This is a genomic window from Allobosea sp. GW821-FHT10B12 (genome assembly GCF_059415545.1).
Genome location: NZ_JBWKNL010000001.1, coordinates 296898 through 321642, shown reverse-complemented (window position 1 = coordinate 321642; position 24745 = coordinate 296898). Strand labels below are relative to the sequence as shown.

The following is a 24745-nucleotide window of genomic DNA, read 5'->3' as shown; positions in this document are numbered from 1 at the left end:
TTGTCCGGCACGAGTCAAGGGCAGGTTAAGGCGGGGCGGTCAGCGATCCCCGCCAGCATCGGCCGGCGCAGCCAGGGCCGTGAGCTCGCCGGCAAGTTGCGCGATGTCGAAACGGCCCTCGCGGTACCAGTCGACCGAGCCGTTCATGGCGCCGAGCAGGAAAAGCCGCAGCCGTTCCGGTACGACGCCGGGCGCGAGCACGTCGGCGGCGGCGAGCTCCTCGATCAGCGCCCGCCAGAGATCGTCATAGGCGCGCCGCGTGCGGCGCACGCTTTCCGGCGTCGGATTCTCGCCGAAGCTGAAGACCTTGATGCTGGCGCAGGTGTAGTCGGAATGGCCATGCAAGGCAGCGAGATGGGCCGCGATCGCCGCCTTGAGGCGCTGGCGCGGAGTCGCCTCGCCCGCAACACCCAAGGCATACATCACCGTCTCATGAACCAGGCGGACGCCGTCATTGACGACGGCCTCGACGATTTCCTCCTTGGAGCCGAAGTGGTGATAGAGGCTGGCCTTGCGGATGCCGACGGCCTCGGCGATCTCGCGCAAACTGGTCTGATGGTAGCCATTGCTGCGCAGCAAACGCGCAGCATGGTCGAGGATCAGGCGGCGCGCGCCGCCCTCCAGTTCCGCCCGCTCGGCCCGTCCCGACACCACCGTCACAGCCGCTTCGCCACCTCTTCGAGCATGACCTCGGTGGCGCCGCCGCCGATCGCCTGGACGCGGGCATCGCGGGCCATGCGCTCGATCGCGCTCTCGCGCATGAAGCCCATGCCGCCATGGAACTGGACGCAGGCGTACATCACCTCGTTGACCAGCTCGCCGCAATAGGCCTTGACCATCGAGACCTCGCGCGTCGCATCGAAGCCCCTGGCGTCGAGCCAGGCGGCGTGATGGACGAGCTGGCGTCCGGCCTCGACCTTGCCTGCGAGCATGGCGAGCTTCTGGCGGATCGCCTGCTTGTCCCAGAGCGGCGCGCCGAAGGCGGTGCGGGTGCGGACATAGTCGACCGTCAGCTCGATCGCGGCCTGCGCCTCGCCCATCGCCATGGCGCCGATCACGGTGCGCTCGTTCTGGAAGTTGCGCATGATCGCGTAGAAGCCGCGGCCCTCGCCGCCGAGCAGGTTCTCCACGGGGATCCGGCACTCCTCGAAGACCAGCTCGGCCGTGTCGGAGGAGCGCCAGCCATGCTTGTCGAGGGCGCGGCTGACGCGGAAGCCCGGCGTGCCCTTCTCGACCAGGAACATCGAGACCGACTGCGAGGGCTTGGCCGAAGGATCGGTCTTGGCGGCGACGCAATAGAGATCGGCATGGACGCCGTTGGTGATGAACATCTTGGCGCCGTTCAGCACGTAGAAGTCGCCCTCGCGCCGTGCCGTGGTGCGGATGCCCTTCACATCGGAGCCGGCATCGGGCTCGGTGACGGCGATGGCGCAGATCACCTTGCCGGCGACGATATCCGGCATCCAGCGGTCGCGCTGCACCTTGCTGCCGGCATTGAAGAGATGGACCGAGGCCATGTCGGTATGGACCAGCGCGGTGATGGCGAAACCCGAGAAGGTCGAGCGGCCGAGCTCCTCGGCCAGCACCACCGTCGCGAGCGTGTCGAGCTCGGAGCCGCCATACTCTGCGGGGTAGCGGATGCCGAGGAAACCGAGCTCGCCCATGCGGGCCAGCACCTGCCGCGGCACCATCCCGGCCTCTTCCCAGGCGAGCCCATGCGGCTTGACCTCATTCGTGACGAAGCGGCGCAGCTGGTCGCGCAGCGCCTCGTGCTCCTCGCCGAAATAGGGCGAGCGCAACGTCCCGCCGCCGACCGCATCGAAACTGTCCATCGCCGCCATCATGCTCCGCTATCTCCCCGGGAGCTTAACCTACCGGTCGGAAGGTAGGCAATCTCGATATTGAACAGGACGAGAGGGGCGATAGGCACCCCTCTCAGCCGGGTCGATATGCGTGGCTTCGGCCAGGCTTTCGTCAGGGATCAGTTGCAGCCGCAGCCGTGGCCGCCATTGCCGATCCCGATGCCGCCGCGACCGACGCTGACCTTGTTACCGTTCAGGATGCCATTGCCGCTCAGCACCGAGACGTTGTTGAGCACCTTGACGTTCGAGACGGCGGTCGTGACCGAGGCCACCGTGGTGACCACGCCGCCGAGAAGGCCGCCGCCGCGGCCACCCTTGCTGCCGGCGAAGGCGGGGGTGACGGAAAAGGCAGCGATCGAGGCAAGAACAATTGCGTACTTCATCTTTCTCTCCCTGCACTCGCTCCGGGTATCGAAGCGATATGCACGTTTTGAGTGCATTCCATTTTGATCGCAACTTGAACACATAATTAACCATACTTGCTAGCCTTAACGTACAGGCAAATGAATACAAGAAACCCATTTCAGCAAGTTGCAGTAATTTAGATCGGATCTATCCTTGTAGTGACACGTGAATTCTCTTCGAGATTAACTATCCATTAGGCATGATCATCTACTCTCCACTGAAAGAGAGGATGTTCATGCGTCCTATCCGTACGGTGTTCGCACTCTGCTGCGTGTTGTTCAGCACTCATCCGGCCACCGCTGGCGACGAGCCGGCCGAAACATTGGTCTCGACGGCGGTGGTGGGATTGCGCGGCGGCTTCGACTCGAGCCCGACCAACAGCAAGGGCGAGAAGGGCAGCCCGACGCTGACCGGCTTCGCGAGCTGGAATTACCTGCGCGGGACAGTGCAGGACGGCTACGGGCTCGACCTCCTCCTGGTCGACACGCAGTACGATCCGCGCCAGCTCGCGGCCAGCCGGCAGCACACCCTGACGCTGAAGCACGCCACCGGCATCGGCGAGCGGCTCACCTTGCAGTCCTCGCTCGCGCTCGAGAACGAGCAGACCTGGTCGCGCCGCCGCAACAGCCTGACATGGCGCGAGCGGCTCAATCTCAGCCTCGGCTCCTTCAGGCTCTTCGCCAATGCCGAGGCGCGACTTGCCGCGCTTAACGAGCGCAACGTCTTCGTCGATGGCGATTTCCTGCCGCAGGACGAGAACCTCGCCACCCTCGGCATCACGCCCGGGATCGCCTGGCGCCAGGGCGACACCGAGATCGGCGTCTCCTTCATGGCGTCACGGACGCGCTTCACCAACGGCACCGACTATCTCGGCATGCGCCGCGACAACTACCGGTTGCAGCCGAACCTGTTCGTCTCGACCGCGTTCAACGGGGCGAGCTTCGAGGCCTCGCTCTCGCCGCTGCAGATCATCTTCCCGGACAGGGAGTTCGAGAACGAGAAGAAGCTGCTCTATACGGCCAAGCTGCGCGTTCCCTACCAGATGCTGACGCTCGACCTGTCCTCGGGCCGCACTGCCGAGGACACCACCCTGCCCTTCGCCGTGGTCAACCTCGTGACCCAGCACGAAGGCAAGCTGACCGCCCGCTTCAACGAGACGAACGCGCTCTCCCTCACCGTCCGGCAGAAGCTCGAGGACTATCTCGGGCTCGACGCGACGACCCGCACGTCGAGCATCGGCCTCGACTATGCCCGCGGCCTCGGTGCCGGCATGACCGCGACCGCCTCCGCCGCCTGGCGCAAGACCAAGGATACCGGGCTGGAGGCGGTTCCGGCCTTCGTCGTCCAGCTTGGCCTGCAGAAGCAGCTCGACTTCAGCGAGCCGGGCAAGGGCGCAAAGAAGGGCGGGTGAGCAAACCGACCCTCGCCGTCATGCTCGGCCTTGTGCCGAGCATCCAAGTCTTGAACGCAACCCTCGACTAGCGAAGACGTGGATGGTCGGGGCAAGCCCGACCATGACGGTTGTGGCTCGGTCGTTCGAAGAACTCAGGCGAGTTTGCCGCCGACCGCCTTCTCCAGGATCGCCCAGGCCTCGTCGCCGTATTTGCCCTTCCACTCGCCATAGAAGCCGGCCTTCTGCAGCGTGGCGCGGAATTCGTCGGCCTTGGTCTGGTTGATGACCATGCCCTTGGAGGTCAGCTCCTCGCGCAGGCCGGCATTGAGCTTGGCGACGTCGGCACGCTCCAGCAAAGCGGCGGCGTCGATGTTCTTGGCGACGATGGTGCGCAGGTCCTGCGGCAGCCGCTCCCAGGCGCGGCGATTGGCCAGGAACCAGAAGCCGTCCCACATATGGTTGGTGAGCGAGAGGAACTTCTGCACCTCGAACAGCTTGGCAGTCGCGATGATCGCGAGCGGGTTCTCCTGGCCGTCGACGATCTTGGTCTGCAGGGCGGTGTAGACCTCGGCGAAGTTGATGCTGGCCGGAGCCGAGTCGAAGGCCTTGAACATCGAGGTCCAGAGCGGCGAGACCGGCACGCGGATCTTGAAGCCCTTGAGGTCGGCCGGCGAGTTGATAGGCCCCTTGGACGAGGTCATCTGGCGGAAGCCATTGTCCCAGATCTTGTCCATGACATGCAGGTTCGCCTTGGCGATCTGGCCACGGACATAAGCGCCGAGCTCGCCGTCCATCGCCTTCCAGACGGAGTCATAGTCCGGGAAGGCGAAGCCGATGCCGCTGACCGAGGCGTTCGGCACCAGCGTCGAGAGGATCAGCGGCGACAGCGTGAAGAACTCGACGCCGCCGGAGCGGACCTGGTTCAGCATGTCGGTGTCGGAGCCGAGCTGGTTGTTCGGGAAGATCTGGATGACGACCCGGCCATTGGTCTCGGCCTTGATCTTCTCCATCGCCTCGGTGGCGCGGAGGTTCATCGGGTGCGAGACCGGCAGGTTGTTGGCGTATTTGTAGGTGAATTCCGGCGTCTGGGCGCGGGCGATCGAGAAGGTGCCGATCGTGGCGGCGGCGGTGGCGCCCTGCAGGATCGTGCGGCGTGAGATCGACATGGTCTTTCCTCCCTGAAGGTTCTTCATTGGTCAGCGCGTCCTCAGCCGGGCGCACAAAGGCGTTTTGCTCATGCTGGCGCGGGTTTCAGCCGTTTCACAATCGACGGGCAAGACGGGCGGCCATGATCGGGCGGCATGGCGCCCATCACAGGAACATCGTCGAGAAGGACGGGACGTAGGCGATGATGGCGAGGCCGGCGAGCAGGGCCAGCAGATAGGGCCAGATCGCGCCCATCGCCTCATCCGGTTCGACATTGCCGATCTTGCAGGCGATATAGAAGCCGATGCCGATCGGCGGCGTCATCAGGCCGATATTCATCGCGGTGACCACCACCATCGAATAGTGCACGTCGTTGATGCCGAGGCTCTTGGCGATCGGGAACATCAGCGGCGCCATCAGCACGATCGCCGGCAGGCCCTCGAGCACGCAGCCGAGGATCATGAAGACCACGACCGTCACGGCCATGAAGCTGATCCAGCCGCCGGGCAGATGCGACATCGCGGTCGCAAGATCGCGGGCAAAACCGGTCTGGGTCAGCGCCCAGGCCATGGCCGAGGCGGTGCCCAGGATCATCAGGATCGCGCCCGAGAGCGCCGCGGTCTCGACCAGCATGCCGTAAAAGGTGCGCCAGCTGATGCCCCCGTAGAGCACGATGCCGACGATCAGCGCGTAGAGCACGGCGATGGTCGAGACCTCGGTCGCGGTGGCGACGCCGCCGCCGACGGCGCTGCGGATCAGGAAGGGCAGGACGAGCGCCGGCGCCGCGATCAACGCGGTCTTCCAGATCGTCGCGAAAGGGGCGCGACGCACGCCCTTCAGCATCTCGCCGCGGGCCTTCCAGCGCGCCAGGATCGCAAGCACGAGCAGCAGCACGCTCGCGACGACGAGGCCGTTGGTGAAGAGCCCGGCGATCGAGACGCCGGCGACCGAGCCGAGCACGATCAGCACGATCGAGGGCGGCACGGTCTCGGCCATGGCGGCGCCGGTCGAGAGCAGCGCGATCAATTCCTTGGGCTGGTAGCCGCGGCGCTTCATCTCGGGGAACAGCGCCGGCGCCACGGTCGCCATGTCGGAGACTTTCGAGCCGGAAATGCCCGAGACCAGGAAGAGCGAGCCGAGCAGGACATAGGACATGCCGGCGCGGACATGGCCCAGCAGCGAAGCGAGGAAATCGACGATCGCCTTGCCCATGCCGGTGGCATCGAGCACGCAGCCGAGCAGCACGAAGATCGGCACCGAGAGCAGGATCAGGCTCGACATACCCTCGTCCATGCGCCCGATCATCACGAAGATCGGCACACTGGTGCTGAAGGAGAGGAAGCAGAGCGCGCCCAGCCCGAAGCAGAAGGCGATCGGGATGCCGGCGACGAGGCAGAGGCCGACGACGCCGAGCAGGAAGATCGCGATGTTGACGTAGCCCAGCGTCTTGAACACCGGCGTCAGCAGGAAGAAGACGGCCGCGACGACGCCGATCACCGCAGCCGAAATCAACAGGTCGCGCAGCGTGCAGGTTCGGACGGCATAGGTCAGCACCAGCGCCAGCATGGCGATGATGCCGAAGGCGATGGCCGAGACGCGATAGCTCGAGGGGATGTTGAGCGCCGCCGAGGTGACGTAGGATTCTTCGATGACATAGTCGATCGCCGGCCAGGTCATCACTGCGAGGAAGGTCGCGACCGCGAGCAGGCCGAAGGCATGGACAAGGCCGCGCAGGCGCTCCGGCAGCATGCCGACGAACAGCGTCAGGCGCAGGTGCTCGTTGCGGTCGATCGCGATCGCGGCGCCGAGCATGGCGAGCCAGAGGAAGCAGATCGAGGCGGCCTCGTCGATCCAAACCACCGGGATCGACAGGACATAGCGCGAGGTCACGCCGGCGAGCAGCAGGGTGACGATGGCGACGAGCAGGCACGCGGCGATGATTTCGAGCGGGCGCACCAGCGCCGAGCCGACACGCTTTGGGGTATGGTCGAGGCTCTCCAGGACCGCGGCGACGCCATCGCTGGCATGCGCGCCGGCGGCGGCGCTCGTGCTCGTCTCGGCCATCAGGGCCGCTCCTCCCATCCGCCCGTTCTGCCGGCATCGCCGATCCAACGGGTCCACATTATGGCGATTTTGCTCGCTCGTTCCGGCTGGAACATACACGGATCGACCGCTGTTGCAATCGCTGGCAGCGCCATCTACACCTTTAAAGCAGATGAGAGGTCCGCATCATGGACCCAATACGGCAGAGGAAATGCAGCCCGAGATCATGCCGACGCCCGATCTCTCAGGCTCGCAGAGCGTCGATCGCGCTTTGCGATTGCTGGCGCTCGTCGGCCGCGAGAGCGCATCGGGCCTGCCGCTCAGCGAGATCGTCGAGGAGAGCGGCCTGAACAAGCCGACCGTCCGGCGCCTGCTGCTGGCGCTGATGCGGGCCGGCCTGGTCGAGCAGGAGGTGCGCACAAGGCGCTACCATCTCGGCGAGGAGGCCTTCGTCCTCGGCCTGCTCTCGGGCCAGCGCCATGGCCTGCTCGACCTCGCCATGGCGAGCCTGCACGCGCTCTCGGACACGACGCAGGATACCAGCTTCTTCTCGATCCGGCGTGACCGCTTCGCCATCTGCCTGCATCGCGAGGAAGGCACCTGGCCGGTGCGCACCCATGCCCTGCAGGCCGGCGACCAGCACCCGCTCGGGGTCGGCGCCGGCTCGCTCGCCATGCTGGCGCTGATGCCGGACACCGAATCCAGCGCGGTGATCGAGGCCAACCGTGCCGTGCTCGCGGCACGCTACCCCGCCTATTCGCCTGCCCAGCTCATCACCGATATCGCGCTGGCGCGTGCGCAGGGCTTTGCCCTCAACCCGGGGCGCATCGTCACAAACTCCTGGGGCATCGGCGTCGGCGTGCGCTATCCGGACGGGCGCATCGCCGGCGCGCTCAGCATCGCCGCGATCGATTCGCGCATGCAGCCGCAGCGGCAGGAGGAACTCGCCGTCCTGCTGCGCCACGAGGCGCGGCAGGTCGAGACGAGGATCGCGGCCATGCTCGACCGGCGGCAGGCGCAGCCGAAGCCGGCGCAAGACGAGATCAGGACAGCGGAGACGACGCCATGACGAGCGCTGCGGACACCGGCCCGGCCGGTGGGCAAAAGCCCGTGACGACGCGAGTGATGAACCTCGCGCATGTCCTGACGCGCAATGCCCGCCGCTTCCGCGACCGGCCCGGACTGATCTGGGGCGAGCGGCAATGGACGTGGGGGCAACTCGATGCGGCGGCGCACGCGCTCTGCGCCGCTCTCGCCGCGCGCGGCATCGGCAAGGGCGACCGCATCCTCGTCCACTCGAAGAATTGCGACGAGATGTTCGTCTCGATGTTCGCCGCATTCCGGCTTGGCGCGGTCTGGGTGCCGACCAACTTTCGCCTGATGCCGGACGAGGTCGCCTGGCTCGCGACCTCCTCGGGCGCCAAGGGCTTCCTTTGTCATGGCGATTTCCCCGATCATGCCGCAGCCGTCGCCAAGGAGAGCAAGGCGCTCGCGTTCACCTGGCGGATCGGCGCGGGCTCTTTCGGCGAGACGACGCTGACCGAGGCGATTGCCGCGCATCAGGATAGCCATGTGCCGGACGCGGTCGTCGACCGCGACGATCCCTGCTGGTTCTTCTTCACCTCCGGTACCACCGGCCGCTCCAAGGCGGCGGTGCTAACCCATGGCCAGATGGGCTTCGTCGTCACCAACCATCTCGCCGACCTCGTGCCGGGCTCGACGGAAGCAGACGCCTCGCTCGTGGTCGCGCCGCTGTCGCATGGCGCCGGTGTGCACCAGCTCGTGCTGGCGGCCCGCGGGGCGCCCTCGATCCTGCTGCCGACCGAGCGCTTCGACATCGACGAGGCCTTCCGGCTGATCGCGAAGCATCGGGTCACCAACATTTTCACCGTGCCGACGATCCTGAAGATGCTGGTCGAGCATCCGGCCGTCGACCAGCACGACCATTCCAGCCTGCGCCATGTCATCTATGCCGGCGCGCCGATGTATCGCGAGGACCAGAAGACGGCGCTCGCCAAGCTCGGCAAGGTGCTGGTGCAGTATTTCGGGCTCGGCGAGGTCACCGGCAACATCACCGTGCTGCCGACCTATCTGCACGAAGAGGAGGACGGGCCGGAAGCGCGCATCGGCAGCTGCGGCATCGAGCGCACCGGCATCCAGGTTTCGATCCAGAACGACGAGGGCGCGGAGCTGAAGCCTTTCGAGACCGGCGAGATCTGCGTGATCGGCCCGGCCGTCTTCGCCGGCTATTACGAGAACCCGGAAGCCAATGCGAAATCCTTCCGCAATGGCTGGTTCCGCACCGGCGATCTCGGCCATATGGACGAAGAGGGCTTTACCTACATCACCGGCCGCGCCTCGGACATGTACATCTCCGGCGGCTCGAACATCTATCCGCGCGAGATCGAGGAGAAGATCCTGACCCATCCCAAGATCGCCGAGGCCGCCGTGCTCGGCGTGCCCGATGCGGTCTGGGGTGAGATCGGCGTCGCCGTCTGCGTCGCCCGCAGCCCTGTCGACGAGAACGAGCTGGCGAGCTACCTCGCCGAGAAGATCCCGCGCTACAAGATGCCGAAGCGCTTCTTCTTCTTCGAGGAGCTGCCGAAATCCGGCTACGGCAAGGTGCCGAAGCGCCTCGTCCGCGACGAATTGGAGAAGCGCGGCCTGCTCGACTTCGTCCGCGCGCCGGGAGCCTCCGCGTGAGGACGATCCAGCAGCCGGGTCCGGCCGAAGCCGAGCGCATCCAGTGGGCCGAGGCGCGCGGCCGCAAGCTCACGCTGGAGCTGAAACCCGGCCTGCTGCTCGATGCGATCGCGGGGGCCTTCGCTGCGGAGGGCTTTTCCAGCGGCGTGCTGCGCCTGCCGGCCGGGCTCACCCTCGCCCCCTTCGCCTATGTGATGCCGGCGCTCTCGGCGACGCCCGAGCATGCCGCCTTCTACAGCGAGACCTTCCGGCCGGAGGGCGTGACCCGGATCGAGACGGGAGCGCTAACCTTCGGCGAGCGCGACGGCGCGCCGTTCTTTCATGGCCACGCCCTGTGGCGCGAGGCCCATGGCAGGCACAATGGCGGCCATATCCTGCCGGACCAGAGTTTCCTGGCCGAACCGATCAGCGTCGACGCGGTCGGGCTGGATGGCGCCGGCTTCGTCGCTGGCCATGACCCTGAGACCAATTTCAAGCTGTTCATGCCGGCGCAGCGGCCGAGCACCGGTGCAGGCGCCGGCGGGCGCTTCTTCGTGCTGCGGCTGCGGCCGAACCGCGACGTCTTCACGGCACTCGAAGAGTTCTGCGGCGAACGCGGCATCGCCCACGCCGTCGTCCATGGCGGCGTCGGCTCGACCATCGGGGCGCACTTCGCCGACGCCCGGACGATCGAACCCTTCGCCACCGAGATCGCGATCACGGCCGGCCATGTCGCGCCGGGCGTCGATGGCAGGCCGGAAGCGGCGCTCGCCATCGCACTGGTCGACTATACCGGCGGCATGGCGCAGGGCGCGCTCAAGCGCGGTGACAATCCGGTGCTGATGACGCTGGAGCTGTTGCTGGAGGCGCAGTAGCGCCCCCGGCTCAGAACCGCATCTCGACCCTGCCCTTGAGGGCGTGGTCTCTGGCGCGCTCGCCGATGGCGGCGGAGTAGGTCAGGCCGAGCGCGGTGGCCTGCGAGATGCGCCAGTCGAGGCCGGCCTCGGCGGTGAGGGCGTTGCGGTCGATCGGGGCGGCGAAGACCACCGCCGGGCTGGTGCCGAGGGCGAAGGCGGTGCGGGCCTGCGGGGTGAGCTCGCCAAAACCATGGCGCCAGCCGAGCATGGCCCGGGCGAACAGCGGCATCGTCCCGATTTGCGCCTCGGCCCTGAGGCCGAGCGTGGTGAAGCCGAGCGTCTGCTCGGAGGAGAGGACCCGCAGTGCCGCCGCGCCGCCCTGCTCGGTGCCGGCATCGGTCGAGACCCGGAGCAGCGCCAGCTGGGCGAAGGGCTCGAGCGCAAAGCCCGTGAAGGCAAAGCCATAGCCGAGCTCGGCAAAACCCTGCAGGACCTGCCCCGGACGCTGCAGGCGCAAGAGGTCGCCGAAGCCGCGGATCGCGACCTGGCGGCGGATGTCGCTCTCCGACCAGGAATAGGCCGCGCCAGCGTCGAGCCTGAGCTGGCCGACACGCGCCCCGGCATAGAGCGCGGCATGGCCGCTTTCGAGCTTGCCGGAGGACAGGCGCGCATCGAGATCGAAGCGCGACTGGCTGTAGCCACCGGCGACGCCGACCTTCAGCGACGAGCCCGGCGCATCGTAGAGCATCAGGTCGGCGCCGAGCAGGGCGCCGCCGCTGCGGCGGCTCACGCTCGCGGCATTGCCGTCGGCATCGCTGGTGCCGGCGCTGCCGAAAGCCTCGCCCCAGAGCGTGTAGCGCGGCTGCGGCAGCGGAGCAGCCATCGCGACCGCACCCTTGCGCCCCGGAAGATCGGCGCTGAACGAGGCGGCGACCTGCCCCGGAGCCGGCGTGAGCAGCGGGCCGCGCAGATGGCCGAGAATGGTGTCGCGCACCAGCCGGCTCTCGTCGATCATCACGCTGACCGCCTGGGCATGGGCCTCGCCCGAGAGCAGGTCGAAGCCGGCTCTAGCCTCGGCCGCCGTCGCCGAGATCAGTGCGTCATAGACCGGATTGCCAGCGCCGAGCGCCTCGGCCGCATTGGCGATGAAGCCCTGGTTGCGGGTCTGGGCGATGTAATTGCCGCCCGTGCCGCCGGAGCCGCCAGACGTGCCACCACCCGGTGTCGTGCCGCCGCCGGTGTCCCCACCGCCCGGGCCGAAGCCGGTGTCGTTGCGCGTCATGGTCAGCGTGACGTTGTTCGCGTCATAGCCGAGCGACGGCGTCAGGAAGGCCAGGTTCGAGCTGACGCTGGTGAACGTGCCGGTGACGCCGCCCGAGGCGGTGAGGATGGTATAGTTCGTCGCGGCCGCGTAGTTGCCGGTCTCGGCCAGCACCTGCACCGTGCCGCCGGTGATGTTGGCGTTGCCGGAGGCGACGATCCTGTCGCTCTGCCCGGCGGCGTTGACCTCGACCTGATAGGTCGAGCCGCTGGCGAAGGCGACATTGCCGGAGACGCTCAGGGTCCCGATCGAGTTGCCCGGCGCGATCGTCGCGCCGCTGGCGACGCTGACGCCGCCGATGGTGCCCGAGCCGCCGAGCGAACCGCCGTCTAGCGTCACTGTGCTCGCCAGCGAGCCGTTCACGACGAGCTTGCCGCCCGAGACTTTGGTCGAGCCGGTGTAGGTGTTGGCTCCCGTCAGCGTCAGCGTGCCGGTGCCGGTCTTGTCGAGCCCGCCATTGCCGCTGATTGACCCGGAGAAGGTCGTCGAGGCGTTGCTGCTGCCGGCCTTCAGTGTCGTGCCGGTGCCGATCTGGATATTGCCCGCACCGGCGATCGAGCCGGCAGTCATCGCTCCCAGACTGTCGCTGACCTGCAGCGTCGCGCCCGAAGCGACCGTGTAGTCCGAAGCCGCCGACATCGCCCGGGCAGCGTCGATGAAGAGCGCGCCGGCCTCGATCGAGGTCGCGCCAGAATAGGTGTTGGTGCCGGACAGGGTCAGCGTGCCGGCGCCGGTCTTGGTCAGCCCGCCCGTGCCGCTGATGGCGCCGTTGAAGCCGAGCGAGCCGCTGCGATTGAAGACGAGCTGGCCATTATTGACGACGTCGCCGAGGATCGAGCCGGTCGTGCCGCCATCGCCGATCTGGAGCGTGCCGCCCGAAATCGTCGTGCCGCCGGTATAGGTGTTAGTGCCCGTCAGGATCAGCGTGCCCGCGCCGGCCTTGGTCAGCGAGGTGCCGTTCCAGCCGGTCGCAGGGTTCGCCGTCTGATCGGCCAGCACCGCCCCGACCGTGAAGCTGTCGGTGGCGTTGGTCAGCGTGAAGGTGCCGTGGGCGAGAGTGTTGCCGGCGTTCCAGGTCAGGCTATAGCTGGCGAGATATTGCCGGCCGTCAGCCGATTTGCGGGTGGAGACGGTGAGATAGTCCACCGTGCCGCTGAAGCCGCCGACGCTGATGCTGGCGAAGTCGCCGCTGATGCCGGAGGCGGTGTCGATCAGCACCAGGTCGAGCTGGCTCGCGTCGGCGATGCCGCTGAGGTTGAAGGTGACGCCGTTGCCGATCGTGATGCTGTTGGCGGAGAGCGCGGGGCTGCTCGCGCCGGCGGCGATGGACAGCGTGGTGCTGTTGCCGAAGGTCACGGTCTGGGCGACGGTCAGGGTCGTTGGCGCCTGGATCGCCAGCGTGCCGCCGGTCACATTGACGCTGCCGGCCAGATTGATGCTGCCGCTTGACGTGCCGTTGCCGAACTGGAGCGTGCCGGCCGCGATCGTCGTGTTGCCGGTATAGCTTTTGGCTCCGGTCAGGGTCAGCGTGCCCGTGCCGGTCTTGACCAGCGAGCCGGCGCCGGAGATGTCACCGCTCACCTCGGTCGAGAGGTTGTTCGAGCCGACCGTCAACTCATTGGCACCGAGGACGTAATTGCCGGCGCCCGCGATCGATCCCGCGCTCTGCTTGCCGTCGCCGTTAGGGCCGGTGCTGCCCGAGAAATCGACCGTTCCACCAGCATTGTTGACAAGGGTGGCATTGCCCGCCGTGCTGGTGTTGTTGAATCGCAGCGTGCCGTCGTTGGTGATGGTGGCGTTGCCAGCCGTGCTGGCCGCGTTGAAGTCCACCTGGCCGGTGTTGAAGATGGTGGCGTTGCCGGCCGTGCTGGTATCGTAGAAGTACAGATTATTGTTGTTGGTGATGGTGGCGCTGCCCGCCGTGCTGGCGTTGTTGAAGCTCAGGTAGCCACTGTTGGTGATGGCTGCATTGCCCGCTGTGCTGGTGCCGTAGAAGTACACATTGTGGTTGTTGGTGATGGTGGCGCTGCCCGCCGTGCTGGCGCCGAAGAAAGCAAGGGCGTCGTTGTTGGTGATGGCGGCGCTGCTCGCGGTGCTGCTGTCGTTGAAGCGCAGGTTGCCGCTGTTGGTGATGGCGGCATCGCCTGCCGTGCTGGAGTGGTTGAAATCCAGATTCCCGCCGCTGTTGTTGGTAATGGTGGCGTTTCCCGCCGTGCTGAAGTCGCGAAACAAGATCGAGAAACTGTTGTTGTTCGTAATGTTGGCGCTCTCGGCCGTGCTTGAGCTGTAGAAAATTAGGGAGCCGGCGTTGGTAATGGTGGAGTTCCCGGCCGTGGCGCTGAAGGAGAAAGCAAGGCGGTCGTTGTTGGTGATGGTGGCGCTGCTGGCCGTGGCGCCGTCGCTGAAGAGGGCGATGCTGTTGTTGGTGATGGTGGCGCTACCCGCCGTGCCGTTGTTGATGAAGCTAAGGACATCGCTGTTAATGATGGTGGCGCTGCCGGCGCTGGCGTGGTCTGCGTAGTACAGCGTGGCCGCGTTGGTGACCGTGCCCGATGCAATGCTTCCGGTAATAAAAAGGGTTCCGCCGCTCACCGTGGTTGCGCCGGTATAGGTGTTCGTGCCCGTCAGCGTCAGCGTGCCCGTGCCCGTCTTGACCAGCGAGCCGCTGCCGGAGATGACGCCGCTCACCTCGGTCGAGAGATTGTTGGAGCCGACCGTGAACTGCTTGGCGCCGACGACGTAGTTGCCGGCGCCCTCGATCGAACCGGCCGTCATCGCCGCCAATCCGGTGGGATCCGAGATATCGACCGTGCCGCCGGCCTGGGTGATGAAGCGCGCCCCGGCGCTGCTGCCGGCGGCGATGAACTGGGTCGTCGCCCCGGCAGCCGTTGTGATCGTCGCCGTGCCAGCCGTGCTGAAGCCGCGAAAGATCAGGCTGCTCTCATTGACGATGGTCGCGCTGTCGGCAGAGCTGCTGTCATAGAAGATCAAGTTGTTCTTGTTGGTGATGGTGGCGCTGCCGGCCTTGCTCGTATCGTAGAAACTCAGGTTGTGGTTATTTGTGATGGATGCGTTTCCGGCCGTGCTCGACGTCTGGAAATTGGTCAGACTATTGTTGACGATCGTCGCGTTGCCGGCCGTGCTGTTGCTATGGAACAGCAGGTAAGCCGTGTTGGTGATGGTGGCGTTGCCGGCCGTGCTGGTGTCGTGGAACTCCGTGAAGAAGCTGTTCGTGATCGAGGCGCTGCCCGCAGAGCTGGCGTTCCGGAAAAAGAGGTCGCCGCTGTTGCTGATGGTCGCGCTGCCGCCGTTGACGACGATACCCGCTCCGATGAACTCCAGAATCCGGTTGGTGTTGAAGGTGTAGTTCGCGGCATTGGCGTTGAACGTCCATCCGCCGATGGTGACATCGTTCGCGAACGACAGGTTCGTGATCGTCGACGTGCCGAAGAAGGCGGTGCCGGTCGGCCGCACTAGTGTGTCCCAGTTCAGGCCGGCATTGAAATTGGTCGAGACCGGCGTCGCGTGCCAGGTCGCATTCTGAGCGTGGGCAGGCGCGACGAGCGCCGTGCCGGCGAGCAGCGCCAGCCGCAGGGCCAAGCTGCCCCATTTTCCATCGAGAAGCGGTATAGCCACGTCTTGTTCCCCGGCCGTTGCGGAAGGCTTACGCCAGGGCACCGGCAAGGCAATGAACAGCCATTCACAACCGTTCAGAAAGGCAAGGTGCGGCAATCGTGCAACGAGCCGTTCGGAGGGGAGGACGGATTGCCAGGGCGCAACATCCGCGATGGGTCGGCCGACAGGATCGGGAAGCCTTGCTCGACACAAAGAAGGCCCCGCAGTTGCCTGCGGGGCCTTCGATAAGGGGGCGATACGCCAACCGCGCCTCAATCGTCCCTGAACACCCGCTCATTGCGCTCATGGCGCTCCTGCGCCTCCAGCGAAAGCGTCGCGATCGGGCGGGCCTCCAGGCGCTTCAGCGAGATCGGCTCGCCGGTCTCCTCGCAATAGCCGTAGGAACCGTCCTCGATGCGGGAGAGCGCGGCGTCGATCTTCGAGATCAGCTTGCGCTGGCGATCGCGGGCGCGCAGCTCGATGGCCCGGTCGGTCTCCGAGGAGGCGCGGTCGGCGATGTCGGGGTGGTTCTCGCTCTCGCTCTGCAGGGTGACCAGGGTCTCCTTGGCCTCCTTGAGGATCTCCTCCTTCCAGGCGAGCAGCTTGCCGCGGAAATATTCGCGCTGCCGCTCGTTCATGAACGGCTCGTTGTCGGTGGGCTTGTAGTCAGGATCGAGACTGATCTGCTTCGACATGAGAGGCCTTTTGCATGAACGTCCGCTCGAAGGCCCGCCGGCTTTGCCGTGTCGAGGCCGCCGATTTGGCGCCCTTATAGCGATTGGTCACATCGGGAACAATCGCTTTCGCGCAGCCGTGAACAAGCTGGCAAAGTGCTGGAAAATCAGCGCAATCCGATGACCGCAGCGGCGATGTCGGCTCCGAGCGGTCCGGCGACCCTCTGCCGGTAGTGGGTATGGTCGAAGTAGTTGTCCGGCTCGCGATTCTCCGGACGGTCGATCCGCCAGTCGATCAGCGCGGTTTTCGGGCGGTCCGCAGCGAGCTTGGCATAGGCGTCGCGGCAGGCGGCGTCGGCCTGGGCCCCGGTGCTGCCGGGCACCGGCAGAGCAGAGATGAAATTCGGTGGCCGCACCAGCACGACCGGCACATCCGGCGCCATCCTGTCGAGCAGCTGGCGCAGCGCGGTGGCGGCAGGGAAGGGGCCGGCGAGATTGCCGCCGCTGGTGTCGAGCGGCTCGAGCAGCTTGGCGCGGCGGACGGGATCGCTATGGAAACCCTGGACCTCGTAGCCGGCCTCGTAATCCCAGTAGCCGTCCGGCCGGGCGCGCTCGGGCGCCTTCGCCGAAAGATAGCGCAGGCGGCGCAGCGTCTCCTCGATCACGTCGAAGCGCACCAGCCCGGCGAGGTAACGCGTGGTCGAGGCCTCGAACAGCCAGAACGGGAAGGGCTTCTCGACCGCCAGCGCCGGGTCGGGCGTGCACCAGCGCACGTCGATGCCGATCACCAGCGCCTTCGCTGGTTCCTTGCGCTGGCGCAGGAACCAGTCGAGCAGGACGAGGCTCTCGCGCGGGCCGGTGGCGGGGGCGATCAGCGAGACGAAGGGGATGCCGGTCTTCTGTGTGAGGAGTTCGGGCGAGACCAGCTGGATGTGCGAGTTGCCGAAGATCGCGCCGGAGAACTGCGGATCGCGGCCGCGGCTGGCGGCGGCGGTGCGCGGCCCCTGCGGGCTGACGCCGGTCTTCAGCTTCAGCGGCGAGCGCCCGCTGTCATAGGGATCGACCAGGAAGGCGAGCGCCAGCAGCGCTGCGACAATGAAGGTCGCCGCGAGCAGGAAGGTGCGACCGAAACCGCCCCAGCGCACGTCAGAACTGGAAGTAGATGAACTCATAATTGGCGTCGTCGCCGATCTTGAACAGGACCAGCACGAAGAGGATGGCGGTGAGGACGGCGAGCCAGCGCGCCGGCGGGGCCTTATGCACCGCGGCCCAGGCGGTCGGGCCGATCATCGCGACGGCAATGGCCGGCAGGAAGGCGCGCCATTTGAAGCCGGTGCCGACGGGCGAAAGGCCGAGCATGCCCTTGTAGATGACCAGCGCCGCGTCAAAGGAGGAGGCGCGGAACAGCACCCAGCAGAAGGCGACGAAGAGGAAGGTCAGCGCCCAGCCGAGCAGCTGCGGCATCGGCAGGCCGGCGCGGCGCCAGAGCACGCCGATGGCGAGCGCGACGCCATGGGCGACGCCCCAGGCGACGAAGTTGAGGCCGGCGCCGTGCCAGAGGCCGCCGAGCGCCATGGTGGCGAACAGTGCCCAGAGCTGCAGCGGCAGGCCATGCCGCGAGCCGCCGAGCGGGATGTAGAGATAATCGCGCAGGAAGCGCGACAAGGTCATGTGCCAGCGCCGCCAGAAATCCTGCAGGCTGACGGCGCGATAGGGCACATCGAAATTCTGCGGCAGCACGATGCCGAAGAGCAGGGCCAGGCCGAGCGCCATGTCGGTGTAGCCGGAGAAATCGAAATAGATCTGGAAGGTGAAGGCGAGGGTGCCCTGCCAGGCCTGCGCCATGCTCACGACCTCGCCGGCGGCGGCCGCGGCGAAGACCGGATTGGCGTATTCGGCCAGGGGATCGCCGATCAGCACCTTCTTCGCCAGGCCGAGCGTCAGCAGCATGATGCCGCGGGCGATGCGCTCGGCCGCGTCGGGGCGCAGGTACGGCCGCTCGTCGAGCTGGTGCATGATCTCGCGCCAGCGCACCAGCGGGCCGGCCAGCACCTGCGGGAAGAAGGCGATATAGAGCGCGTAGCGGACGAGATCGTAGCGCGGGGCTTCGCCACGGCGCAGATCGGTCAGGTACATCACATGGTGGAAGGTGAAGAAGGAGATGCCGAGCGGCAGCGCCAGATCGAGCTTCGTCGTCGGCAATCCCGGAATCATCGCAGCGAGATCGGCGAAGAAGTTGAAGTATTTGAACAGCGCCAGGATCGCGAGGTTGATCGCGATGGCGAGCGTGATCAGCGCGCTGCGCTTGGTCTTGAGGAAGGCTTCCGCGATCAGCCAGTTGAGCAGGATCGAGAAGGCGAGCAGCGGCACGAAGCGCCAGTCCCACCAGCCATAGAAGGCGAAGGAGAGCAGCGCCAGCAGCGGCAGCCGCCAGGCCGGCGCGAAGCGCTCGACCAGCCAGTGCAGGGCGAGCGCCAGCGGCAGGAAGCCGAGCAGGAAGGCGAAGGAGTTGAACAGCATCGGGCGGGCGAGGGCGGCAGGAGAGCGCCGCCTTAGACGATTATCGCCGCCCTGTCATGGTCAGGACGCCGCACATTGCTTTCGCCGGCGCCCCCATCCTCAGATGTTGTCGCCGCGCAGCGCCTCGCAGACGGCCTGCGTCACCTGCGCGGTCGTCGCGCTGCCGCCGAGATCGGGCGTATGCAAAGCAGGGTTGGCCGTGACGCGCTCGACGGCGCGCATCAGACGGGCTGCCGCGGCCTTCTCGCCGAGATGCTCCAGCATCATCGCCCCGGTCCAGAAGGTCGCGACCGGGTTGGCGATGCCCTTGCCGGTGATGTCGAAGGCCGAGCCGTGGATCGGCTCGAACATGGACGGGCTCTTGCGCTCCGGGTTGAGATTCGCCGTCGGCGCGATGCCGAGCGAGCCGGCCAGCGCTGCGGCGAGGTCGGACAGGATGTCGGCGTGGAGATTGGTCGCGACGATGGTGTCGAGCGTCTCCGGCTTCAGCGTCATGCGCATGGTCATGGCGTCGACCAGCATCTTGTCCCAGGTCACATCCGGGAATTCCTGCGCGACCTCGGCGGCGATCTCGTCCCACATCACCATGCCATGGCGCTGGGCGTTCGACTTGGTGACGACCGTCAGCAGCTTGCGCGGCCGCGCGCTGGCGACCACGAAGGCGTAGCGGATGATCCGGGTGACGCCGGCGCGGGTGAACATGGCGACATCGGTCGCGACCTCCTCCGGCAAGCCCTTGTGCACGCGGCCGCCGACGCCGGAGTACTCGCCCTCGGAGTTCTCGCGCACGATGACCCAGTCGAGCTCGGGCCCGGAGACATGACGCAGCGGGCTGGTGATGCCGGGCAGGATGCGCGTCGGCCGGACATTGGCGTATTGGTCGAGCGGCTGACAGATGGCGAGGCGCAGGCCCCAGAGCGTCAGGTGGTCGGGGATGTCGGGCGCGCCGACCGCGCCGAAATAGATCGCATCAAAGGTGCGCAGCTGGTCGGCCCCGTCAGCCGGCATCATCACGCCGTGCCTGCGGTAATAGTCGGAGCCCCAATCGAAGGCTTCGATGTCGAGGCGGAAACCGCCATCGCGCTCGGCGCAGACATCCAGGGCCTGGAGCCCGGCGGCGATGACCTCGGGGCCGATTCCGTCCCCGCCGATGGCGGCGATCCTGTGCGTGCGCATGCTCTTGTCCGATGCTGTCGTGCTGCTGTTGTGAAGATGCGGCGCCCGGGGGCGCCGCTTTGGTTGACTACTGCGCCGTCACGCCGGCATTGCGGATGACCGGTACCCATTTCTCGATCTCGCTGCGGACGAGTTCGCCGAGCGCCGCCGGCGTCTGGCCGGCTTCGTCGGGCAGTTCGGCGCCGAGGTCGAGGAAGCGCTTGCGCGTCGGCTCGTCCTTGAGCGCGGCGCGGGCGGCGGCGTTCAGCTTGTCGACGATCTCCTTCGGCGTGCCCTTGGGCGCGAACATCGCATTCCAGCCGGTGGCCAGGAACTGCGGCAAGCCCTGCTCGGCCGAGGTCGGGACATCGGGAATGACCGAAAGCCGGCTCTTGACCGCGACGACGAGGCCCTTGCCCTCCTTGGCCTGCACGCTCGGGACGATGGCGACGGTCTGGTCGCAGACATAGTCGACCTGGCCGCCGAGCAGCGCATTCAGTGCCGGCCCGGAGCCGCGGAAGGGGACATGCTGCGGCTTCACGCCGAGCAGCGAGTCGAGGAAGAGGCAGGTCAGATGCGAGGTCGAGCCAACACCGCCCGAGCCGTAGTTCAGCTTCTCGGCATTGGCCTTGAGATAGGCGACGAACTCGCGGAAATCCTTGACCGGCAGGTCCTTCTTGGCGACCACCAGCATCGGCGTCGAGGCCGAGTTCATCACCGGCTCGAAGTCGGTGCGTGGGTCATAGGAGAGCTTGGGATAGAGCCCGACGCTCGCTGCCTGCGTGCCGAGATTGCCCATCAGCAGCGTGTAGCCGTCGGGCGTCGCCTTGGCGACGCGGGCCGCGCCCGTGGTGCCGCCAGCGCCGGCGACGTTCTCGACCACGACCGACTGGCCGAGCGTGCGGCCCATATGGTCGGCCATCAGCCTTGCGACGATATCGGTGGTGCCGCCGGCGGCGAAGGGGACGACCAGCGTGATCGAGCGGGTCGGGTAGGTTTGCGCAGCCACTGAAGATGTCGCCGCCAGCCCGAGCGCCAGCGCGATCAGCATTCGTTTCATCGATTCCCTCCCTGGAGTGCGCGCCATTGCTTGGCGCGTCGATCTGCTCTTCCATTTGTCTTCCATGGAAGTTTGCATGGCTGATCGTCATCCGCCGGGTGGCGCGCTGTCAAGCTTCCATTCTTGCTTGCATGGAAACAATCTTTTGTGCTCAATCGGGCCCGGAGGGACCATGGTCGAGCTCGCGCGTGCCGAAGTTTTCGAGGTCGGAGCCAAACGTGGCTCCCTGGTCGACGAGGCCTATGCCGCGCTGAAGCAGGCGATCCGCGACAATGATTTCCCGCCGGGTTATCAGGGCTCGGAGCAGGAGATCGCGGTTAGGCTCGGCATGAGCCGCACGCCGGTGCACGAAGCGATCATCCGGCTACAGGAGGATGGGCTGGTCCGCGTCCTTTCAAAGCGCGGCGTGCTGATCTGTCCGCTGGCGCCGCAGGACATTCGCGAGATCTACGAGGTCGTCATCGCGGTCGAATCGATGGCGGTCGAGCTGCTGGCGGCCTTGCCCGAGGCGGTGCGCGCGACTGCGGCCGATGAGCTGGAGGCGGCGAGCGCAGCGATGGACGAGGCGCTGGCGCGCGACGACCTTTCGGGCTGGGCCGAGGCCGACGAGCTCTTCCATCGCCTGCTGGTCGAGCGTTGCGGCAATGGCCGCCTGCGCCGCATCGCCCAGACGGTGACGGACCAGGCCCATCGTGCCCGCATGCTGACGCTGAAGCTGCGGGCACGGCCGGTGAACTCGGCGCAGGCGCACCGCCTGATCATCGCGGCCGTGTTGGCTGGCGACGCCGGGGAGGCGCATCGCCGCGCCCGCGCGCATCGTGTCGCGGCCCGCGACGAGATCGTTCCCTTGATCGAGCATATCGGCCTTCGGCAGCTTTGAGTGGCCAGCGGACGGACGGTGTTCATCATCGTTGGAAGGCGAGGCGGCTCCGCTCACTCGACGACGCACGAGCGCCATCGCGACGTCAGTTTGCAGCGGGCCGGAGCTGCACGAGCGCTTGAAACAGCACCACATCGCGGCCTGGCTCGGCACTACGCCGGAAAGCCTCAGCCGCCGTCGGCGCGCTATCGCCTATGGCTGGATGGAGCGCGGTTGAGACGGTCGCCGACGTCAGCCTGGTCGACACCTGCAATCTCTTCATCGCATGGCTCGGAGAAGCTCGACGCATCGGCCGGAGCGCTCTAGCCGGCGGGCGCATTTGCGAGTGGGCGACCGCCCCGGGATATTGTATTATACTGGCTACCGAAGAGTGTGTGCCGGTACCTGTGATCGCATCGGGAATGCGATCCAGCCGTTGATGAATGGTGCCTCTGAGCAGCGGGAGGAGGGTCCTCGTCTCCTTCGTCGGTCACAATCTGGTGTCTGGCGCGCGGGATCTCCGACTGCTGTACCAACAATATAGTGCTCAAGAAGCTATCGACGTTCGAAAATTTCAAGCAAAGCCCATAATCCATCATGCGGACCAACAAGCGCGAGCATTTCTCGTATTGATGCAACCGCGAATACCGTGCGGCGCTCAGGTTGGGATAATAAATTGACCCTGAGCCTTGATTTACCGGATACTGCATTCAACTCGATTCAGTCGGGTCACTTGAAAAGATTGGAAGATAGCGGCATGCCGATCATTCCGGAGAAGGAAGAGGACGAAGAGGGCTGGCTGTCGGTTCTGCTCGCCCTGCGCCTTCGGCAACTCGAGTCCGAGTTTCGCGACATCAAACACTTCGCGGAGGCGACAGGCCTCTCGCGCGGGACACTTTATCAACTGCGCACAGCCAAAGGTAATCCGACCCTCGTGACGGTCGAGCGGATCGCCAGATACCTGAATATTTCCGTCTGGGATCTGCTGAGCCGCAACAGCGACCCGAAGCAGGTTCGCGACGACCTCGAGGGCTTCGGCCTGAACTACGACGAGATCGCTCACCACATCGAAGCGACCAAGGCGGCAAAGAAATCATCGGCGCTGCTCTATGGCAGCGCCGGCCGTGTCGAGGCGACACCGAAGCGCAAAGCGCGGATGGCCCGGGGGCCGGCCAAGAGTGAGAAGTAGACGGATCGCTTGAGTGTTCCGCCGATCGCAGTAACGGCGATCGGCAAATCCCTTGATCACCATCGTGGCAAGCGCGATTGCGGCGAAAAGCCGTGATCGCGCTTTTGTCGTTCGTTCAATCTTTAAGTGCAGACAAGGCGCATTGAAACTGTTGATATGTAGTCAAGAATGATTTCAAGCAAAGGGGATTCATACAATGCTGGATAGCCAGGCTGCAGTATCGGCGCTGTTCCGGGACGTTCTCAGGTTCGTGGAGCGTCAGCCTGCGGCAAGCTATCTGGACGTAGCGGAATTCCTGCGGGAAAAAGCTGATCCGGAAACGTCGACCTTGGTCATCGGGCAGTTTCTGGTGCGCGCGCTGTTCGAGGATCGGCATGACGATCTGTCGTGGTGGCCGTTGGTGGCGCATGAGTTAGCCGGGGTCGGCGCGGAACAGCTGGCGCCGAGCGTCGTGGCGCAGGCGAGGGCGTTTCTGGAGCAGGCGCCGGCGCAGGCTCACTGACGCCGAGGGCGGGCTATCCATCTTACGGCCGAGCCGCGGTGCGTGTTCCGCGCGCCCGGCGTCGCTCGCCGAGCAAAGCCGCAAGAGTCGCCCTGATGAAGCGGGAAAGTTCGCCGGGCACGACGTCGATGAAGCCGGCGAAGGACAGCGCCTCAACTGTGCGGCTGTAGGCAAGGCGAAGCCGCCGACGGCTCAGGCGACGAGGCGATTGCGCTGACGCGCATGCGCCTCCTTCGCTGCTGCCCTGGCAGTTGCGCGAGCCGCTCCACAATCGCATCCGCGGAATGGTCGGTCGTTCCAGCCTTTTCGCGGAAGCGTTCTGCGACCTGGACCGATACGGACACGCTCTTGCGAACGTAAGTCCGGACGAATTGGCCAATCCTTTCCGCAAGGATGGTGACGGCGCCGGGCTCGTTGCCGAGCCGATTTCCTCACCGACCTCGTCCCGACAGGCCCTATCTGGCGGCGCCACCACGACCTTGGCCGCTTCGTCAATCCGACGGGGGGCGGGGGGCAACTTCCTCGACAGCAGATGCCGATCGACCGACGTCAGGTGCCACTTGCATCATGGTTATCTGTTCAATAGAATGAACTAGCGATCATTGATCGAAGCGCCATTGGCTTGTTGTGCAGCATGCGGCCAGCATGAGTCAGCCCTGATGGCGCCGCCGGACCGCGCGTTTTGATGCTTGGCAGGGGGGTGATGTGCTAAGTGCTTCAGAAGTAAGCGGCTTGGGATCGAGGGATCTTCGTGACCTCGCCTCTCGACTTCATACCGGCACGTTGGCCGACGTTCTCGACACGCTGGGTGTCTGGGGAGTTCTGCCTCCCGCCCTGCAATGCCGAACGGCAGAACGCCTCACCTTTCTTGGCACTGCCTACACGGTACGTTGGGCGCCCGTTCGCAAGCCGGCCGACATCATGGCATTGCAGCGCTCTACGTGGGATTGCGTGGCTTCATTCCTGGTCCCGGAGCTCAATACCGGTGCAGGAAAGGTTTACGTTGCCGGCGTCGATGATGGAATTCTCACGGATTACGCCCTCGCGGGCGGCTTCAGCTGCACGCATTTCGAGAAGGCCGGGTTCGAGGGCGTAGTGCTGGGCGGCGCGGTTCGCGACGCTCACGTCGTCTCCGGCCTCTCCATCCCGATCTGGGCCTCGAACTTCACGCCGGCGGACACGCAGGGCAATTACCTGGTCAAGGAGACGGGTACCTCCTGCCGGATCGGGTCGGTGCAAATCAATACCGGCGACTGGATATTTGCCGATGCGACCGGGATCGTGGCCATCCCCGCTGCCCATTTTGAGGCCGTCCTCACCCGCGCGCTCGCGTTCGAAGACACCGAAACCGTCATCCAGACGCGCGTGGACCGAGGCGAACGCCTTTTCGATGTCGTCGCCGATCTCAGGCGCCTGTAGGCGAGGCCCCCGTCCCGACTCTCTAGCTGACACAGGTGGAACG

At 66.0% G+C, this 24745-nt stretch carries 19 protein-coding genes; 8 read left to right on the top strand and 11 right to left on the bottom strand.

Annotation, left to right across the window (positions count from 1 at the left end; all coding sequences use genetic code 11):
- Positions 1-39: 39 nt before the first annotated feature.
- From AC07O0_RS01560 to AC07O0_RS01550, 3 genes are all read right to left on the bottom strand, one after another.
- Complete coding sequence (locus tag AC07O0_RS01560; protein ID WP_494619458.1) at positions 40-660, bottom strand: TetR/AcrR family transcriptional regulator; 621 nt, start codon at positions 658-660, stop codon at positions 40-42.
- Positions 657-1832 carry an acyl-CoA dehydrogenase family protein gene (locus tag AC07O0_RS01555; protein ID WP_494619457.1) on the bottom strand — a complete coding sequence of 392 codons (1176 nt, stop codon included), beginning with the start codon at positions 1830-1832 and terminating at the stop codon, positions 657-659. Before AC07O0_RS01555 ends, AC07O0_RS01560 begins: the two co-directional genes overlap by 4 nt.
- A 149-nt stretch (positions 1833-1981) precedes the next feature.
- Positions 1982-2245, bottom strand: coding sequence for a hypothetical protein (locus AC07O0_RS01550; protein WP_454026551.1), 264 nt, complete (start codon positions 2243-2245; stop codon positions 1982-1984).
- A 257-nt stretch (positions 2246-2502) separates the two neighbouring features.
- Here AC07O0_RS01550 and AC07O0_RS01545 point away from each other — a divergent pair, with 257 nt between their 5' ends.
- Entirely contained in the window at positions 2503-3678 is a 1176-nt protein-coding gene (locus tag AC07O0_RS01545; protein WP_494619455.1) for a hypothetical protein, read from the top strand.
- A gap of 134 nt (positions 3679-3812) precedes the next feature.
- On the opposite strand, the gene AC07O0_RS01540 is transcribed toward AC07O0_RS01545, so the two are convergent.
- On the bottom strand, positions 3813-4826 hold the full coding sequence (locus AC07O0_RS01540; protein ID WP_494619454.1) for a TRAP transporter substrate-binding protein: 1014 nt from the start codon (positions 4824-4826) through the stop codon (positions 3813-3815).
- A 145-nt stretch (positions 4827-4971) separates the two neighbouring features.
- Positions 4972-6870 (bottom strand): TRAP transporter large permease, encoded by a 1899-nt coding sequence (locus AC07O0_RS01535; protein WP_494619453.1) that lies wholly within the window; start codon positions 6868-6870, stop codon positions 4972-4974.
- Positions 6871-7060: 190 nt separating this feature from the next.
- Between AC07O0_RS01535 and AC07O0_RS01530 the strand changes: the two genes are divergently transcribed.
- The 3 genes from AC07O0_RS01530 to AC07O0_RS01520 are packed head-to-tail and all read left to right on the top strand — an operon-like array spanning position 7061 to position 10406.
- The gene (locus tag AC07O0_RS01530) at positions 7061-7918 is read left to right on the top strand and encodes an IclR family transcriptional regulator (protein ID WP_494619452.1); all 858 of its coding nucleotides are present in this window, start codon (positions 7061-7063) and stop codon (positions 7916-7918) included.
- Positions 7915-9552, top strand: coding sequence for an acyl-CoA synthetase (locus AC07O0_RS01525; RefSeq protein WP_494619450.1), 1638 nt, complete (start codon positions 7915-7917; stop codon positions 9550-9552). The genes AC07O0_RS01530 and AC07O0_RS01525 overlap by 4 nt, the downstream gene beginning before the upstream one ends.
- Positions 9549-10406 carry a PCC domain-containing protein gene (locus AC07O0_RS01520; RefSeq protein WP_494619449.1) on the top strand — a complete coding sequence of 286 codons (858 nt, stop codon included), beginning with the start codon at positions 9549-9551 and terminating at the stop codon, positions 10404-10406. Before AC07O0_RS01525 ends, AC07O0_RS01520 begins: the two co-directional genes overlap by 4 nt.
- Before the next feature lie 10 nt (positions 10407-10416).
- Here AC07O0_RS01520 and AC07O0_RS01515 read toward each other — a convergent pair whose 3' ends face one another.
- The 6 genes from AC07O0_RS01515 to AC07O0_RS01490 form a co-directional block, all read right to left on the bottom strand.
- Positions 10417-15345 carry an autotransporter domain-containing protein gene (locus tag AC07O0_RS01515; protein ID WP_494619448.1) on the bottom strand — a complete coding sequence of 1643 codons (4929 nt, stop codon included), beginning with the start codon at positions 15343-15345 and terminating at the stop codon, positions 10417-10419.
- A gap of 251 nt (positions 15346-15596) precedes the next feature.
- Positions 15597-16019, bottom strand: a complete 423-nt coding sequence (gene dksA / locus AC07O0_RS01510; protein WP_494619447.1) for an RNA polymerase-binding protein DksA — start codon at positions 16017-16019, stop codon at positions 15597-15599.
- 146 nt (positions 16020-16165) lie between these two features.
- Complete coding sequence (locus AC07O0_RS01505) at positions 16166-17170, bottom strand: SGNH/GDSL hydrolase family protein (RefSeq protein WP_494619446.1); 1005 nt, start codon at positions 17168-17170, stop codon at positions 16166-16168.
- On the bottom strand, positions 17145-18518 hold the full coding sequence (locus AC07O0_RS01500; RefSeq protein WP_494619444.1) for an MBOAT family O-acyltransferase: 1374 nt from the start codon (positions 18516-18518) through the stop codon (positions 17145-17147). The genes AC07O0_RS01505 and AC07O0_RS01500 overlap by 26 nt, the downstream gene beginning before the upstream one ends.
- A 99-nt stretch (positions 18519-18617) precedes the next feature.
- Positions 18618-19694, bottom strand: a complete 1077-nt coding sequence (locus AC07O0_RS01495) for a tartrate dehydrogenase (protein WP_494619443.1) — start codon at positions 19692-19694, stop codon at positions 18618-18620.
- Between the two features lie 67 nt (positions 19695-19761).
- Positions 19762-20733, bottom strand: coding sequence for a tripartite tricarboxylate transporter substrate-binding protein (locus tag AC07O0_RS01490; RefSeq protein ID WP_494619442.1), 972 nt, complete (start codon positions 20731-20733; stop codon positions 19762-19764).
- A gap of 172 nt (positions 20734-20905) precedes the next feature.
- Here AC07O0_RS01490 and AC07O0_RS01485 point away from each other — a divergent pair, with 172 nt between their 5' ends.
- From AC07O0_RS01485 to AC07O0_RS01470, 4 genes are all read left to right on the top strand, one after another.
- On the top strand, positions 20906-21613 hold the full coding sequence (locus AC07O0_RS01485; RefSeq protein ID WP_494619441.1) for a GntR family transcriptional regulator: 708 nt from the start codon (positions 20906-20908) through the stop codon (positions 21611-21613).
- Positions 21614-22268: 655 nt separating this feature from the next.
- The gene (locus AC07O0_RS01480) at positions 22269-22781 is read left to right on the top strand and encodes a helix-turn-helix domain-containing protein (protein ID WP_494619439.1); all 513 of its coding nucleotides are present in this window, start codon (positions 22269-22271) and stop codon (positions 22779-22781) included.
- A 196-nt stretch (positions 22782-22977) separates the two neighbouring features.
- Positions 22978-23283 carry a hypothetical protein gene (locus AC07O0_RS01475; RefSeq protein ID WP_494619438.1) on the top strand — a complete coding sequence of 102 codons (306 nt, stop codon included), beginning with the start codon at positions 22978-22980 and terminating at the stop codon, positions 23281-23283.
- Positions 23284-24066: 783 nt separating this feature from the next.
- Positions 24067-24702: an RraA family protein gene (locus AC07O0_RS01470; protein WP_494619437.1), complete on the top strand. Its 636-nt coding sequence runs from the start codon at positions 24067-24069 to the stop codon at positions 24700-24702.
- Positions 24703-24745 lie beyond the last annotated feature (43 nt).

Excerpts from the sequence above, each read along its gene's own strand:
- AC07O0_RS01555 (WP_494619457.1), bottom strand. The coding sequence starts at position 1,832 with ATGGACAGTTTCGATGCGGTCGGCGGCGGGACGTTGCGCTCGCCCTAT.
- AC07O0_RS01550 (WP_454026551.1), bottom strand. The coding sequence starts at position 2,245 with ATGAAGTACGCAATTGTTCTTGCCTCGATCGCTGCCTTTTCCGTCACC.
- AC07O0_RS01545 (WP_494619455.1), top strand. The coding sequence starts at position 2,503 with ATGCGTCCTATCCGTACGGTGTTCGCACTCTGCTGCGTGTTGTTCAGC.
- AC07O0_RS01540 (WP_494619454.1), bottom strand. The coding sequence starts at position 4,826 with ATGTCGATCTCACGCCGCACGATCCTGCAGGGCGCCACCGCCGCCGCC.
- AC07O0_RS01535 (WP_494619453.1), bottom strand. The coding sequence starts at position 6,870 with ATGGCCGAGACGAGCACGAGCGCCGCCGCCGGCGCGCATGCCAGCGAT.
- AC07O0_RS01530 (WP_494619452.1), top strand. The coding sequence starts at position 7,061 with ATGCAGCCCGAGATCATGCCGACGCCCGATCTCTCAGGCTCGCAGAGC.
- AC07O0_RS01525 (WP_494619450.1), top strand. The coding sequence starts at position 7,915 with ATGACGAGCGCTGCGGACACCGGCCCGGCCGGTGGGCAAAAGCCCGTG.
- dksA (WP_494619447.1), bottom strand. The coding sequence starts at position 16,019 with ATGTCGAAGCAGATCAGTCTCGATCCTGACTACAAGCCCACCGACAAC.
- AC07O0_RS01505 (WP_494619446.1), bottom strand. The coding sequence starts at position 17,170 with ATGAGTTCATCTACTTCCAGTTCTGACGTGCGCTGGGGCGGTTTCGGT.
- AC07O0_RS01500 (WP_494619444.1), bottom strand. The coding sequence starts at position 18,518 with ATGCTGTTCAACTCCTTCGCCTTCCTGCTCGGCTTCCTGCCGCTGGCG.
- AC07O0_RS01495 (WP_494619443.1), bottom strand. The coding sequence starts at position 19,694 with ATGCGCACGCACAGGATCGCCGCCATCGGCGGGGACGGAATCGGCCCC.
- AC07O0_RS01490 (WP_494619442.1), bottom strand. The coding sequence starts at position 20,733 with ATGAAACGAATGCTGATCGCGCTGGCGCTCGGGCTGGCGGCGACATCT.
- AC07O0_RS01485 (WP_494619441.1), top strand. The coding sequence starts at position 20,906 with ATGGTCGAGCTCGCGCGTGCCGAAGTTTTCGAGGTCGGAGCCAAACGT.
- AC07O0_RS01475 (WP_494619438.1), top strand. The coding sequence starts at position 22,978 with ATGCTGGATAGCCAGGCTGCAGTATCGGCGCTGTTCCGGGACGTTCTC.